The sequence below is a fragment of the Skermania sp. ID1734 genome (assembly GCF_007489285.1).
Taxonomy (GTDB): Bacteria; Actinomycetota; Actinomycetes; order Mycobacteriales; family Mycobacteriaceae; genus ID1734.
In genome coordinates this window covers 1-13,924 of sequence record NZ_VLIY01000007.1, presented here as the reverse complement: position 1 = coordinate 13,924, position 13,924 = coordinate 1, and the positions used below count along the sequence as shown (strand labels likewise).

The 13,924-nt window shown below is 65.6% G+C and carries 13 protein-coding genes and 1 pseudogene; 7 read left to right on the top strand and 7 right to left on the bottom strand.

Annotated features, from left to right (window positions below; genetic code table 11):
• Positions 1-42: 42 nt before the first annotated feature.
• On the bottom strand, positions 43-978 hold the full coding sequence (locus FOS14_RS10230) for a cation diffusion facilitator family transporter (protein ID WP_143770510.1): 936 nt from the start codon (positions 976-978) through the stop codon (positions 43-45).
• A 44-nt stretch (positions 979-1,022) separates the two neighbouring features.
• Here FOS14_RS10230 and FOS14_RS10225 point away from each other — a divergent pair, with 44 nt between their 5' ends.
• Both FOS14_RS10225 and FOS14_RS10220 read left to right on the top strand, forming a co-directional pair.
• A complete protein-coding gene (locus FOS14_RS10225; protein ID WP_255450225.1) occupies positions 1,023-3,026 on the top strand; it encodes an ABC transporter ATP-binding protein in 2,004 nt (667 codons plus the stop codon).
• A 2-nt stretch (positions 3,027-3,028) separates the two neighbouring features.
• A complete protein-coding gene (locus FOS14_RS10220) occupies positions 3,029-3,760 on the top strand; it encodes an energy-coupling factor transporter transmembrane protein EcfT (protein WP_143770506.1) in 732 nt (243 codons plus the stop codon).
• Between the two features lie 3 nt (positions 3,761-3,763).
• Here FOS14_RS10220 and FOS14_RS10215 read toward each other — a convergent pair whose 3' ends face one another.
• Genes FOS14_RS10215 through FOS14_RS25195 form a run of 6 tightly spaced genes read right to left on the bottom strand, consistent with a single transcriptional unit; the run spans position 3,764 to position 10,420 of the window.
• Complete coding sequence (locus tag FOS14_RS10215; RefSeq protein ID WP_143770204.1) at positions 3,764-4,528, bottom strand: 3-oxoacyl-ACP reductase; 765 nt, start codon at positions 4,526-4,528, stop codon at positions 3,764-3,766.
• 9 nt (positions 4,529-4,537) lie between these two features.
• Positions 4,538-5,896, bottom strand: a complete 1,359-nt coding sequence (locus tag FOS14_RS10210; protein ID WP_143770203.1) for an aldehyde dehydrogenase — start codon at positions 5,894-5,896, stop codon at positions 4,538-4,540.
• A complete protein-coding gene (locus FOS14_RS10205; RefSeq protein WP_143770202.1) occupies positions 5,893-6,612 on the bottom strand; it encodes a gamma-glutamyl-gamma-aminobutyrate hydrolase family protein in 720 nt (239 codons plus the stop codon). Before FOS14_RS10205 ends, FOS14_RS10210 begins: the two co-directional genes overlap by 4 nt.
• A complete protein-coding gene (locus FOS14_RS10200) occupies positions 6,593-7,951 on the bottom strand; it encodes a glutamine synthetase family protein (RefSeq protein WP_255450224.1) in 1,359 nt (452 codons plus the stop codon). The genes FOS14_RS10205 and FOS14_RS10200 overlap by 20 nt, the downstream gene beginning before the upstream one ends.
• 21 nt (positions 7,952-7,972) lie before the next feature.
• Positions 7,973-10,228: an ATP-dependent DNA ligase gene (locus tag FOS14_RS10195; RefSeq protein ID WP_143770201.1), complete on the bottom strand. Its 2,256-nt coding sequence runs from the start codon at positions 10,226-10,228 to the stop codon at positions 7,973-7,975.
• Between the two features lie 54 nt (positions 10,229-10,282).
• Positions 10,283-10,420: a hypothetical protein gene (locus FOS14_RS25195; RefSeq protein ID WP_255450223.1), complete on the bottom strand. Its 138-nt coding sequence runs from the start codon at positions 10,418-10,420 to the stop codon at positions 10,283-10,285.
• Here FOS14_RS25195 and FOS14_RS10190 point away from each other — a divergent pair.
• From FOS14_RS10190 to FOS14_RS10170, 5 genes and pseudogenes are all read left to right on the top strand, one after another.
• The gene (locus FOS14_RS10190) at positions 10,410-11,186 is read left to right on the top strand and encodes a transporter substrate-binding domain-containing protein (RefSeq protein WP_255450222.1); all 777 of its coding nucleotides are present in this window, start codon (positions 10,410-10,412) and stop codon (positions 11,184-11,186) included. The two genes, FOS14_RS25195 and FOS14_RS10190, sit on opposite strands and share 11 nt — an antisense overlap.
• A gap of 8 nt (positions 11,187-11,194) precedes the next feature.
• Entirely contained in the window at positions 11,195-11,590 is a 396-nt protein-coding gene (locus FOS14_RS10185) for a nuclear transport factor 2 family protein (RefSeq protein WP_143770199.1), read from the top strand.
• A 61-nt stretch (positions 11,591-11,651) separates the two neighbouring features.
• On the top strand, positions 11,652-12,038 hold the full coding sequence (locus tag FOS14_RS10180; protein ID WP_143770198.1) for a nuclear transport factor 2 family protein: 387 nt from the start codon (positions 11,652-11,654) through the stop codon (positions 12,036-12,038).
• A gap of 236 nt (positions 12,039-12,274) precedes the next feature.
• Positions 12,275-13,735: a DUF222 domain-containing protein gene (locus FOS14_RS10175; protein ID WP_143770197.1), complete on the top strand. Its 1,461-nt coding sequence runs from the start codon at positions 12,275-12,277 to the stop codon at positions 13,733-13,735.
• Positions 13,680-13,924 (top strand): annotated as a pseudogene (locus FOS14_RS10170) (IS3 family transposase); the annotation flags it as partial. The gene FOS14_RS10175 and the pseudogene FOS14_RS10170, both read left to right, overlap by 56 nt.

The window sequence follows — 13,924 nt, the reverse complement described above, 5'->3', positions numbered from 1 at the left end:
AGTAGGCGGGCTCCGTGATCACCGAGTAGGCGGGCCCAGCGCTCACCACGACAACTCCCCGCACCGCCGCGCCGCTTCTGCCCCCTCGACCTGCAGGGTGGCGTGGGAGATGTGGTAGTCCACCGCGAGCAATTGCTGGGCCCCCCGCAAGACGTCTTCCTGCCGCGCGCCTATGTGCATAGTGAGATGTGCGGAGGCGACTTCCATCCCGGACGTCAGCGTCCAGACGTGCAGATCGTGCACATCGGCCACTCCCGGCAACGCCCCCAACGCCAGGGCGACCGATTCAACGTCGAGACCTTCCGGGCTGTGCTGAAACAGGATCCGCAACGAGCGCCGCGCGAGCGTGTACGTCCGCGGCAGCACCCACAGCCCGATCGCGACACCGATGATCATGTCGGCATACCGCCAACCGGTGGTGATCGTGATCAGCGCGGATATCAAGACACCGACAGAACCCACCAGGTCGGCAAGGACCTCCAGGTACGCCCCGCGCACATTGAGACTCTCCTGCGCGCCCGCGCGCAGCAGCAGGAAGCACACGATATTGGCAACCAGCGCGGCGCCACCGACGATGAGCACCGGGATGCCCGGCACCTCGGGCGGCTCGGCTATCCGGCGGATCGCCTCATACAGGACGTATGCCGCCACCGCGAAGAGCAGGATCGCGTTGGCCAGTGCCGCCAGCACCTCGGCGCGGTAGTAGCCGAAGGTGCGGGTATGGGTGGGGCCACTGCGCTTAGCCAGCATGATCGCGCTCAGCGCCATCGCCAGTCCGACGACGTCGGTCAGCATGTGTCCAGCATCGGAGAGCAACGCTAACGAGGACGTCAGCGCCGCGATGACGAATTCCAGCACCATGAAGGCCATGCCGATGCCGAACGCGGCCCCGAGTCGCTTCACGTGCCGACCAGATGCGCTGGACGGCATAACGGCGTGCGAATGGTCGTGTCCCACGCACACAACATATGCGTACATGCGCATGAATACAAGCTGCCGAACCCGGCTGGCACACTGGACCCGTGAGCACCACTGGACCGCTGCGCCCGATTGAGCTGGCGACCGGCGCCGTGCTCGGCGGCGTCACCATCGCCTTGTCGGTGCTCGCCTCGATCATTCCGTTCGCGGGCGGCCTGCAGCTGCTCGCGGCAATTCCGATGGCAGTCATCGTCCAGCGGCACCGTCCGCGGGCCCTGCTGGCGGCCACCATATCGGCCAGCATGGTCGCGTTCATCGCCGGCGGCCTCACCGTCAGCCTGGGCGTCATCTCCTGCGCCGTACTGGGCGGCATCGTGGGCGACGTCAAACGTCGAAAACGCGGCCTGCCAACGGTTTTGGTCTACTCGATAGCTGCCGGACTCGCCAGCGCGCTAGCGTCGATCGCTCTTTTGCTCATTCTGGCCTCCTCCCGCGAGTTGTTTTTCGCCACGGTCCGTAACACCGCGGCCGGACTGCGCAAGCTCGCCAGCCGGGCACAGTTCCTCCGTCCGGCGGCTGACTGGTTCGAGGGCATGGTCGCCGGGATCCTGCACTACTGGTGGTTTTGGCTGGGGGTCTCCGTCTGCATCAGCGTGATTGTGGGTGCGGTGTTTTCCTGGTTCATCCTCGGCGCCGTACTCGACAGGTTGGCCTGGCTGCCCGCGACCGACAGGCTCGACGCACCGCCGGATCCGCGCTCCGTCGATCCCGTGCCGGTGCGGTTGACCGACGTCAGCTACCGCTATCCGGGCGCCCGCGCGGAGGCGCTGCAAAATATTGACCTGGCCATCTGTCCCGGCGAGTTCGTCGCGGTTGTCGGGCACAACGGCTCCGGCAAGTCGACGCTGGCCCGCATACTCGCCGGTCGGCCACCCACCACGGGAACTGCCGATCGGCCCGGTTCAGCCGGGCTAGGCCAGCGCGGCGGTACGGCGGTGATCCTGCAGCGACCCGAGAGCCAGATTTTGGGCGTTCTTGTCGCCGACGATGTGGTGTGGGGCTTGCCGAAGAGCCAGCACGTCGACGTGGCGGCCAAGCTCGCCGAGGTTGGGCTGGCCGGGCTGGAAGCGCGCGAGACAAATTCGCTGTCGGGCGGTCAGCAACAACGCCTGGCGGTGGCGGCCGCGCTCGCCCGCGAGCCCCGACTGTTGATCGCCGACGAGGCAACCTCGATGGTCGACCCGGCCGGCCGCAACGATCTGGTGGCCCTGCTCGCCGATTTGCCGAAACGGCACCAGATGGCGGTGGTGCTGATAACCCATCAGGAGTCCGAGGCCGCCGAGGCCGATCGAGTGGTGCACCTGCAAGCGGGACGAATAGTCCCGCAGGTGCCGGAGTGGGTCCAACCGGCCATCTCGCCAGTACCCGACCATCCGCCGGGGCCGCCGCTGCTGCAACTGTCCGGGGTACGACACACCTACCTCGAAGGCACGCCGTGGGCGACCGAAGCGCTGCACGGCATCGATCTGACCGTCAACCGTGGTGACGCGGTGCTGATAGTCGGCGGCAACGGATCGGGTAAATCGACCTTGGCTTGGCTGATGGCGGGGCTCATGGCACCGTCCTCGGGCACCTGCGAACTCGACGGCAAACCGACGACATCGCAGGTCGGGCAGGTTGGTCTGGCTTTTCAGCATTCGCGGCTGCAACTGCATCGGGCCACCGTGGGCGCCGAGATCCGGTCCTGGGGAGGCCCATCCGTCGGTTCGGGCGGGGTGGGGCGCGCATTGGATTCGGTGGGGCTGGACCGAGCGATGGCGGGACGTTCGATCGACGAACTCAGTGGCGGACAGGCGCGCCGGTTGCTGCTCGCGGCGATTCTGGCCAGCAAGCCGCGACTGATGGTGCTCGACGAACCGCTGGCCGGACTGGATCCGCGGGGACGGCGCGAAATCATCGAACTGCTTGCCCAGCTTCGGCGCCGCGGCTTCACGATCGTCGTGATCTCCCATGACACCGAGGGCGCCGACGTGTTGTGCAACCGGATCATCCGGCTCGCCGACGGCCGGATAGCCCAGCCCGACCTCGTGGGAGGTGGTCCGCGGTGAAAATGGTCCTGCTTCGCCGCATCCCGGCTGACACGTCGGTGCACCGGCTGTGGGCGGGAACCAAGATCGTCTCCGTCCTCGCGCTGAGCATATTGCTGATGTACGCACCGTCCTGGCCGGTTCTCGGTTTGGTGACGGCGTTCCTGGTCGGCACCGCCGCACTGGCCCGGGTGCCGCTCAGCGCGATACCGCGGCCTCCCTGGTGGTTCTGGGGACTGCTCGCTATCGCATTCGGATTGGTCGTTCCGGTGGGCCTGGGTGCGGTGGTCAGCTACCTCCAGCTTGTGCTGCTGGGATTCTTGTTGCTGGGCATCTCGATGCTCATTGCCTGGACGACGCCGCTCAACGAGGTGGCGCCGGCACTGGCCACGCTCGGCGCGCCGCTGCGGCGGCTCCGGCTGCCTATCGACGAGTGGGCGGTGGCCGTGGCCCTGTGCCTGCGCAGTCTGCCGCTGCTCATCGAGGAAATGCGAATCCTCAAGGCGGCGCGTCGGTTACGACCGAAAGGCGGGCATCCGCACGGCCCGCGTGACAACTCGCTCATCGACCTGATCACCGCCGTGATGTCGGTGTCGATGCGCCGGGCCAGTGAGCTCGGCGAGGCGATCACCGCCCGCGGTGGGACCGGTCAACTCACGGCGCATCCGACGCGGCCGGGACGACCCGACGCTACGGCGGCGGTGCTTGTGGCCGCGATCTGTGTGGCCGGGTCGTTGCTGCAGGTTCTGGTGTAGCCGCTAGAGCGGCGTCACATAGGCCCCCGAGATCCCGCCGTCGACTAAGAATTGGGACGCGGTGATGAATGACGAGTCGTCGCTGGCGAGAAAGGCGACGGCCGCGGCGATCTCCTCCGGATTGGCGAAGCGACCCATCGGGATGTGCACGAGCCGTCGCGCGGCCCGCTCGGGATCTTTCGCGAAAAGTTCCTGCAGCAGCGGTGTATTCACCGGACCCGGGCACAACGCGTTGACTCTGATGCCCTCGCGCGCGAACTGAACGCCGAGTTCCCGGCTCATCGCCAGCACGCCGCCCTTGGACGCGGTGTAGGAAATTTGCGACGTGGCCGCGCCGAGCACCGCCACGAACGACGCAGTGTTGATGATCGATCCCTTGCCCTGGCGCTGCATGTGCGGGAGAACATGCTTGCAGCACAGGTACACCGACGTCAGATTGACCTCTTGCACCTTGCGCCACGCGTCGATTCCCGTTTCGAGAATCGAATCATCATCCGGCGGCGAGATTCCCGCATTGTTGAACGCGATGTCGACGCTGCCGTGCCGATCCGCCGTTCCGGCGAAAAGGTCGGCCACGGCGTCGGAATCGGTGACGTCTACGGCAACGAAATCACCGCCGACCTCGGCCGCGGCGGCCTCACCCGCCACCGGATCGATGTCCGCCACCACCACGACGGCTCCTTCGGAGGCGAGCCGGCGCACCGATGCCAAGCCGATTCCGCTGCCACCGCCGGTGACCACCGCCACCCGACCCGTTAAGCGTTGCACTGCATCTCCTTAGTCGGTCGCGATGAAGACGTTCTTCGTTTCGGTGAACGCGTGGAGTGCGTCGGGGCCCAGTTCGCGTCCGAGCCCCGATTGCTTGACGCCGCCGAACGGCGTCCAGTACCGCACCGAGGAGTGCGAGTTCACCGAAAGATTCCCCGCCTCCACGGCCCGGGCGACGCGCAAGGCACGGCCGACGTTGGTGGTCCAGATCGATCCGGACAGGCCATATTCCGTGTCGTTTGCCAGTGCGATCGCGTCGGATTCGTCGTCGAACGCGGTGACTGTGACGATCGGACCGAACACCTCCTCGGTGACCACGCGCTCGGAGTTGGATGCTGGCAGCACCACAGTGGGCGGAAACCAGAACCCGGGCCCGTCCGGACAGTCGCCCTGAAAAGCCACGGTGGTTTCGTTAAGGTACCCAGCCACCCGGCTGCGGTGTTCGGCGGAGATCAAGGGACCCATCTCCGTCGCTTCCGCCGCCGGGTCGCCCACTACGACCCCGTTCACGGCAGGCTCGAACAGTTCCAGGAACCGATCGAAAACGCTGCGCTGCACGAGGATTCGGCTGCGTGCGCAGCAGTCCTGGCCGGCGTTGTCGAAGACGCCATAGGGCGCGGTCGCGGCCGCGCGCTCGAGGTCAGCGTCGGCAAAGATGATATTGGCGTTCTTGCCGCCGAGTTCCAGGGTCACCCTTTTGACGTGGGCGGCGCATCCCGCCATCACCTGCTTGCCCACCGCCGTGGAACCGGTGAACACGATCTTGCGCACCAGCGGATGATCGACGAAGCGTTGTCCGACGACGGCACCGCGGCCGGGCAGGATCTGGAGTACGTCCTCGGGAATGCCTGCTTCCCTGGCTATTTCGCCGATGCGAATGGCCGTCAACGGAGTCAGTTCGGCAGGCTTCAGCACTACCGTGTTGCCCGCCGCTAGTGCCGGCGCGAACCCCCAGCCCGCGATGGGCATCGGAAAGTTCCATGGCACGATCACACCCACCACGCCGAGCGGTTCGTGGAAGGTGACATCCACACCGCCAGGCACCGGGATCTGCTGGCCGATAAGCCGTTCCGGTGCGGCGGCGTAGTAGTTCAGCACGTCCCGGACGTTGCCGGCCTCCCACCGCGCGTTGCTGATGGTGTGTCCAGAGTTGGCCACCTCGAGCTGCGCCAACTCCTCGAGGTTCGCATCCACACCCTCGGCGAACCGGCGCAACAATCGCGCTCGATCACCGGGCGACACTGCTCGCCAGGCGGAAAACGCTTTGTGCGAGCGCTCGATTGCGGCATCGGTTGAAGCCGCGTCACAAAGATCGACGGTTCCAATGACCTCTTCAGTGGCGGGATTCACCACACCGTGTGCGCTCATCCCGCACTCCCATTCGTGGCGTGCCGAGCCAACGCTGCGAACAATCCCACCGCGCCCGACGTCTGCTCCGGATGCCATTGCACGCCGAGTACCGACTGCGCCTCGACGGCTTCGATCGTCCCGTCTTCGGCCCAGGCCGTCGCCCGCAGTCCGGATCCCAGTTCGGCTATGCCCTGGTGATGGTGGCAGTGCACGGTGACGGACGGCCCAGTAATCGACTCGACCGCGCTGCCAGGTTCCGTTCGGACGGTGTGCGTGCCGAAAACGCCGGGATCCGGTAGGTGGTTTCGATGTCGACCAAGATCGGGAAGATGCTGATGCAACGTGCCGCCTAGCGCGACGTTGAGCAACTGCAGTCCACGGCAGATGCCGAGAACCGGAATGCGCCGGACGCGGGCGGCGGCGAAGAGTTCGAGTTCGAATTCGTCTCGTTCAGGCCGGATTCCGACTGTCTGCGGTTGCCGCTCGTGTCCATAGCGCGCCGGGTCCACGTCCGAGCCGCCGGAGAGCACCAGCGCGTCAATGCGTTCCACAATGCTGGCGGCCCCGCCGCCGAGAGGTGCAATCAGGACCGGCACGGCGTCGGCGGCGGCCACTTCGTCGATGTACTCCCGCGGTAGCAGCGCGCAGTCGTTGTCCCACACACCGTATGCGGCCCGCTCCACATAGGTCGTGATGCCGATGACCGGACGCTGATCAGAGCCGCTCGAAGCCACGCTTGCGCTCCCAGTCGGTGACCGCGGTTTCGAACGCGGCGAGCTCCACCCTCGCGGCGTTCAGATAGTGGTCGACCACGTCGTTGCCGAAGGCGGTGCGGGCCACCTCGCTCTGTGCCAATAGTTCTGCGGCATCCCGGAGCGTGCGTGGGACTCTCGCCCGGTCGGACTTGTACGCGTTGCCCTCGAACGGATCCTCGAGCGGCAGCGCATTGTCAATGCCGTGCAACGCAGCGGCGATCAGCGCGGCTACGGCGAGATAGGGATTGACGTCACCACCCGGCACCCGATTCTCCACGCGGAGCGAATCCCCCTGTCCAACCACGCGTAGGGCGCATGTTCGGTTATCTATCCCCCACGCCACCGCAGTCGGCGCGAAACTGTCGTCGGCAAAGCGTTTGTAGGAGTTGATGTTCGGAGCCAAGAAGTAGGTGAGTTCTCGCAGGCAGGCCAGCTGGCCGGCGATAATTTGCGACATGAGCGGGGTATACCCGTGTGGGCCGTCACCGGCGAGCACGGCGGCACCGGTCAGGGATCGGAGGCTGAGGTGGATGTGGCACGAGTTTCCCTCGCGCTCATTGTATTTAGCCATAAAGGTGATGCTCTTGCCCTCTTGGGCCGCGATCTCTTTGGCGCCAGTCTTGTAAATGCTGTGGTTGTCGCAGGTAGCTAGTGCCTTGTCGTAACGAAAGGCGATCTCATGCTGGCCCGGGTTGCACTCGCCCTTGGCGGACTCCACGTAGAGTCCAGCGCCGGCCATGTCGTTGCGAATCCGCCGCAGCAGCGGCTCCACTCTGGACGTACCTAGGATCGAATAGTCGACGTTGTACTGGTTGGCGGGCGTCATACCGTGATACCCGGCGCGCCAGGCTGTTTCATAACTTTCGTCGAAGATCATGAACTCGAGTTCGGTGCCGACGAAGGCTTCGAGTCCGCGCTCGGCGAGCCTATCGAGCTGGCGGCGCAGCACCTGGCGGGGCGAAGGTGGCACCGGCCCACCGCCGACCCGCTCCAGGTCGCACACCACGAGCGCGGTGCCTGGATGCCAGGGCGCCCGACGCAACGTCGACAGGTCCGGTTGCAGCACGAAGTCGCCGTACCCGGTGTCCCATGAGGACATCGCGAATCCGCTCACCGGCGTCATCTCCACGTCGACGGCAAGGAGGTAGTTACAGCCCTCGACCGCGTGCTGCACGACGTTGTCGAGAAAGAATTCGGCGGAGCAACGCTTACCTTGCAGGCGTCCTTGCATGTCGGTCATCGCAACAATGACCGTGTCCAGCGAGCCGTCACGGACGGCGGCGTGCAGTTCGGCCAAGCTCAGCATGCCCGGGCGCATTGGCCGATGCTAACCGTCCCGTCACGGTTCCGGTGCGACATCCTGCGGCGACTTGTCAGGGCGGAGGCCGCGCCAGGCCGGATGCCGAAGCCGTCCGGAGCCGGTCCACTCGCCGTAGCGCACCTCGCCGACGATCTTCGGCGTGACCCAGGTGGCGTCCTTACGCTCGGCTGCGGGCAACTGTTCGTTGAATGGGCTGGTCTTGCGCTCGAGCTTGCGCAGGGTGGCGGCGAGGTCGGCTAGATTGCGTTCGGTGAATCCCGTACCCACCCGGCCGACGTAGCGCAGCTTGTTGCCCTCGGGGATGCCGACCAGCAGGGAGCCGATTCCGCCGCCGCGAGCGCCCTGGCCGCGGCGCCAACCACCAATCACGACTTCCTGGGTGCGCCAATTCTTTTCCTTGATCCATGCCTGCGATCGCTTGCCCGGCAGGTACGTCGAGTCACGCCGCTTTGCGACGATCCCTTCCCAGCCGTGGGATCTGCTCTCGGCGAGCGCTCGGTTACCGTCGCCGTCGAGCAGCGGCGGCACCACCATCGATGGGGTCTTGGCGGCCAGCGCCTCGAGCACCCGACGGCGGTCGGTGTACTTCTTACCGAGCAGTGCGGTGCCGTCCAAATACAACACATCGAATGCCAGGAACTCGGCGTCCTCGCCGCCCAGTTGGAGCAAGCCGAAGTTGGGGACGCCGTCGGCGTCGAAGACCACCACTTCACCGTCGAGAACGACCTGGTGCTCGGCCAATTCGTCCGCCAGCTGCTGCAGTCCTGGGTAGCGGTCGGTCACCACATTGCCGGCGCGACTGCGCAGCTTCATCTCGCCGCGATCGACTTCCATGATCAACCGGTAACCGTCCCACTTGGCCTCGAACGCCCACTCTGTCGCCTTGAGTGTCTGCACCGAACCGGCCGTCGCGAGCATGGGCGACAACCCGCGCGGCAGGTCGTTCGCTGGGTGGGATTGCGGCTGATCCTTCGTCAGGTGCATCAGCCAGTTCTTGCCCTCGGTCTGGATCAACGCGAACCGGCCCTGCACGCGTTCCCCGTGTAGCACGACTATCACCTCGTCGTCGCGCCACTTTTCGGTTTCGTAGGTGCCGGTGTCCCAAATGGTCATCTCGCCACCGCCGTACTCGCCCTTCGGAATCGTTCCGTGAAAGGTCAAGTACTCCAAGGGATGGTCCTCGGTGTGTACTGCGAGCCGGTTCTCTGTGGTCGACGTCGGGACGCCCCGTGGAACGGCCCAGCAGACCAGGACGCCGTCTCGTTCGAGGCGGACATCCCAGTGCAGTCGCCGGGCATGATGTTCCTGGATGACGAAGGCGTTGCCGTTATGACTTGCGTTGACCCGCACCGGCATTGGCTCCGGGGTCTTGGCCGGATCACGCATGCGGCGGTACTTCTCCAGCGAATCCGGCTGTGGATCAAGGTCCAGCAACAGATCGCCCTGCGTCCGATAACGCTCGAGCACCTCAGTGAACGTCAGCTGCTCCAGTGTTTGAGCATTCTCTATCTCGTCCCACGTACGCGGCGCCGCAGCCATCGGTCGCTTGCGGCCACGCATGGAGTACGGCGCGATGGTGGTCTTAGCGGGGTTGTTCTGGCTCCAGTCAAGAAAGATCTTGCCCGCCCGCACCGACTTGGCCATCGTCGCGGTAACCAGGTTCGGATAGAGCTTTTCGAGGTTCTTCGCCACCTGCTTGGCGACGGTCGAGGCGCCGCCCGGGCTGAGTTGACGATGCAACGGAACGTAGAGGTGGATCCCCTTACTGCCACTGGTGACCGGATACGCGGTCATCTCGACTTGGGCCACCATGTCGCGAACCGCCAGGGCAACCTCGGCACACTCGACGAGCCCGACGCCGGGACCGGGGTCCAGGTCGAACACGAGCCGAGTCGCCGGCCCCATTTCGTCATTGCGAAACTGCCACTGCGGCACGTGGATTTCCAGCGATGCCTGTTGACCGAGCCACGCCATGCCGGCAACCGAGTCGATGAGCGGATACACGGTCACCCGGCTCTTGTGTCGAATGGTTTTGCGCGGCAACCAGTCCGGTGCGTGCTCGGCGAGATTCTTTTCGAAGAACGGCGGCTCCTCCACCCCGTTCGGCCAGCGTTTTCGCGTGACGGGCCGACCCACGATGTGCGGCAGGATTGCTGGTGCGATCTCGATGTAGTAGTCGATGACCTCACCCTTTGTGGTACCCGTCTCCGGATAGAGCACTTTGTCCAGGTTGCTCAGTTCAACCCGGGTCTCGCCGAAGGTGCGGGTTGCCATACCCAAACCTTGCCGCACACGACTACGGGCGGGCAAGATTGGCCGCGTGCCCCGTTATCGATGTACCCGCCGCGCCGCCGCGGTGGTCGCGTCGAGCGCGATAGTGCTGATCAGCGCCTGCGGAACACCGTCGCATACGGTCGTGCCGTCGAACAGCGCGAGTTCGGGTGCCGAAGCCCCAGTGACCCCCATCGCGGCCGCCAAGCAGTGCGGGCCCACGAGCAATGTCGGCGTCACCCCGGGCGTCCTCACGATCGCGACGGACAAACCCGCGTACTCCCCCTGGTTCTTCGCAAATGACCCGTCCAACGGCAAGGGCTTCGAGGGCGCGGTTGCCCAACGGGTGGCTGAGTTGCTGGGATACGGCAAGGGCCAGCTGCGATATGTCTCCGTGCCGTTTGCTCAGGCGTTACAACCCGGCGACAAACAGTTCGACTTCGACGTCAACGAATTCACCATCGACGATTCCCGTCGAGCCAACGTCGACTTCTCCTCGCCCTACTACACGGTCGCGCAGGCTGTCGTCGCGATGAAGGGCAACCCGGCTGCGCAGGCGAAGGCGCTGGCCGGCCTGAGCGGGTTACGCCTTGGCGCCCTGGCAGATTCGACCAGCATGGCGGCGATCGTCGGAACGTTGCGCCCCAAAGTTCCACCGCGCACGTACACGACCAACGATGAAGCGAAGAACGCATTGGCGGCAGGCCAAATCGATGCGCTCATCGTCGATCTGCCGACGGGCTTCCAGATTGTCACCGATCAGTTGCCGAACAGCGTGCTTGTCGGCCAGTTTTCGCGGACCAGCCAGGCCACCGATCACTTCGGCCTGGTCCTGCAGAAGAACTCACCGATGACCCAGTGTGTCAGCGCCGCAATCGATTCCTTGTATGCCGACGGGACGCTGGACTTGCTCGCACACCAGTGGCTGGCCGACACCGCAGGCGCGCGGGTCTTAGACTAAGGAGACGAATGCACAAGTTCCGTACCGCAGTTGAGACTCGCGGCTTTGAGGACATCGGCGAGCTCTTCGCCGAAGACGTTGTCTTTCATAGCCCAATCGCGCACAAGCCATATCAGGGTCGCGAAACACTAACCTGGATTCTGCGCGCCGTGTCGAAGATCTTCGAGGACTTTGAGTACGAGCGCGAGATCGGGTCGGAGGCGGAAGGTGATGCCGCGCTGGTGTTTCGGGCCCGAGTCGGTGAGTTGACCATCGAGGGGTGCGACTTCCTGCACACCAATTCCGAGGGCTTGATCGACGATTTCACCGTGATGCTGCGGCCGCTCAAGGCGGTGCATGCGTTCGAGGCGCGAATGCGGGTGGAGTTCGAAGCAGTGATGAAGGAGATGGCCGGGGAGGGGTAAGGGGTTCTGGCACTGGCTAGTTTCGGCTGGCCAACGCGACCACGTGGAATACGATCACGTGATGGTGAACCAGAACGTCGAAGCGGAACTGCTTGCGGTCGAGCGGCGTGGATGGGGCTCGCTGTGCAATGGCACGGGAGATGGCTTCTACGGCGAGGTGATGACCGACGACGCCGTCATGGTGCTGGCCAACGGCGAACTGATGGACCGCGACACTGTCGTCGCAGCGCTCAAGCAAGCGCCACCGTGGCGCACCTACGAAATCAGCGATGTCCGGTTAATTGACCTCGGCGCCGACAGCGCGGCCCTCGTCTACGTCGGCCGCGCGTATCGGGAAGGCAGCGACCCAGCATTCGTCGGCCTGATGAGCAGCGCATACGTGCGACGCGACGGCACCTGGCGACTCGCCGTCTACCAGCAGACACAGCAGCCCGCTGCCAGCGCTTGAACCATCGCCGCCGCGACCAGGCTCCAGTGCACTCGGATTTCCGAAGAGGCACGATAGGCATAGGCCGGTTTTGCACGAGCAGACGGGTCAAAGGGTCTACCGCTAAACGAGCGTCGAGCGCGGACGTGACCTTACGAGGTACCCCTCGACGAAAGACCTTCAGACGCGAGAATTCGCGTCAGAGGTCCGCGAAATCTTTCTGGCACAAGTCGGACATTTCGGGTAGCATAGAACACATGTTCGAGGAATTGTTGGAGGTGCCGCCCGACGCGTTCGACCGCGTCGACGCCGCCCTGGCCTGCCTCGAAGAACACCGGGTCGAGGCCAACCGGGCCGCCTACCGGCTGATGCGCGCGGCCACCGGCGTGTGGGAACACCGCCTCGGTATCGCCGCCGACACCGGCGCCGACGGGCTGATCGCCGCCCAGTCCGCGGTCGCCGAGATCGCTGTCGCCCTCGGTATCGCCCAGTCCAGCGCCGACACCCTGGTGACGGTGGATCAGCAACTGGCCCGCCTCGAGTTGACCCGCGACGCCTTCGCCGCCGGCGACCTCGACTATGCGACGGTCCGCGTCATCGCCACCGTCCTGGCCGACGCGAGCGCCGCCACCGTCGCCGCGATCGAAGCCGACGTCCTCGCCGCCGCCGCGCACCTGTCCCCGCAACCACTCCGCTCGGCGATCTGGCGGATCTGGATGCGCCACGACCCCGACGAAGCCCACACCGTACGCGCGGCCAAACACCGCAGCGACCGCACCGCCTACACCCGCCGCGGCACCAACGGCATGACCTGGCTCACCGCCTGCCTGACCGACCTGGAAGGCGCCGAAGCCGACCAGCTGATCAGCGAACTCGCCGCCACCGTCTGCGCCGCCGACCCCCGCCCCGTCAAAGAGCTACGCGCGGACGCGCTCATGGCCCTGCTCCACGGCGAATCCCACCTGCTGTGCCACTGCGGCCGCGAACAATGCCCCAAAACCCGGATACAGAACCCGCCGCGGCGCGCGCACCTGCTCAACATCCTCATCGACATCGACACCCTGCTCGCACTCAGCAACAACCCCGCCACCCTGCCCGACGGCACCCCCCTAGACCCCGAACTCGCCCGCACCCTGGCCAGCGACGCCACCTGGCGCGCCCTGCTCACCGACATCCGCAACCACGCCACCCGCACCGACACCGACACCGACACCGGCAGTGACACCGACACCGAGGCTGCCAGAGAAGCCGCAACGGACGCTGCGGACGAAGACGATGCGGCAACCGATGCCGCCTGCGACGACCCGGTCACCGGATTCGAAGCCCACACCGCGGACGGCGCGGCCGAGGACGACGCGGGCAGCGCGGATATCGATGCCGCGCCACACCAGCCCGATGAAACCACCGTGCGCACCCGCGAGGTGATCGCCTGCACCCGCCCCTACCGCCCCGGCACCGTGCCGCCGTCACCGCCGCGGCGGCAACCCTGGCAACCACGACCCGGCGTCGACCCCGACACCGAACCCGTGGTCAAGGACCGCCCCGGCAGCGGCATCGGGTACGCGATCGACCAGGCCTACCTGCGCTGCCACGGCCGCGGCGACATCACTGAACCGTCACGGGTTTTCTGCCGCTCCTGTTTGAGTGCAGGAGGATGCAGTTATGGGCAAAATAATCGACCCCGCCGTGAAGGAACGCGCCTTGCGGTTGATCGCTGATCATCGTCAGGACTACCCGAACGACACCGCTATGTGTCAAGCCATCGGCAACAAGCTCGGCCTGGGCAAGGAAACCATCCGGCGATGGCTGGTCCAGGCCGACGTCAACGCCGGATCCCGCCCCGGAGTGAGCACCGACGCGCAGGCCGAGATCAAGGCGTTGAAGGCGGAGGTCCGTAAACTCCGCGA

What these genes read in the sequence shown, in the direction of transcription:
- FOS14_RS10220 (WP_143770506.1), top strand. Translation starts at nt 3,029, where the DNA reads ATGGTCCTGCTTCGCCGCATCCCGGCTGACACGTCGGTGCACCGGCTG.
- FOS14_RS10230 (WP_143770510.1), bottom strand. Translation starts at nt 978, where the DNA reads ATGTACGCATATGTTGTGTGCGTGGGACACGACCATTCGCACGCCGTT.
- FOS14_RS10200 (WP_255450224.1), bottom strand. Translation starts at nt 7,951, where the DNA reads ATGCGCCCGGGCATGCTGAGCTTGGCCGAACTGCACGCCGCCGTCCGT.
- FOS14_RS10195 (WP_143770201.1), bottom strand. Translation starts at nt 10,228, where the DNA reads ATGGCAACCCGCACCTTCGGCGAGACCCGGGTTGAACTGAGCAACCTG.
- FOS14_RS10180 (WP_143770198.1), top strand. Translation starts at nt 11,652, where the DNA reads ATGGTGAACCAGAACGTCGAAGCGGAACTGCTTGCGGTCGAGCGGCGT.
- FOS14_RS25195 (WP_255450223.1), bottom strand. Translation starts at nt 10,420, where the DNA reads ATGGGGGTCACTGGGGCTTCGGCACCCGAACTCGCGCTGTTCGACGGC.
- FOS14_RS10175 (WP_143770197.1), top strand. Translation starts at nt 12,275, where the DNA reads ATGTTCGAGGAATTGTTGGAGGTGCCGCCCGACGCGTTCGACCGCGTC.
- FOS14_RS10210 (WP_143770203.1), bottom strand. Translation starts at nt 5,896, where the DNA reads ATGAGCGCACACGGTGTGGTGAATCCCGCCACTGAAGAGGTCATTGGA.
- FOS14_RS10185 (WP_143770199.1), top strand. Translation starts at nt 11,195, where the DNA reads ATGCACAAGTTCCGTACCGCAGTTGAGACTCGCGGCTTTGAGGACATC.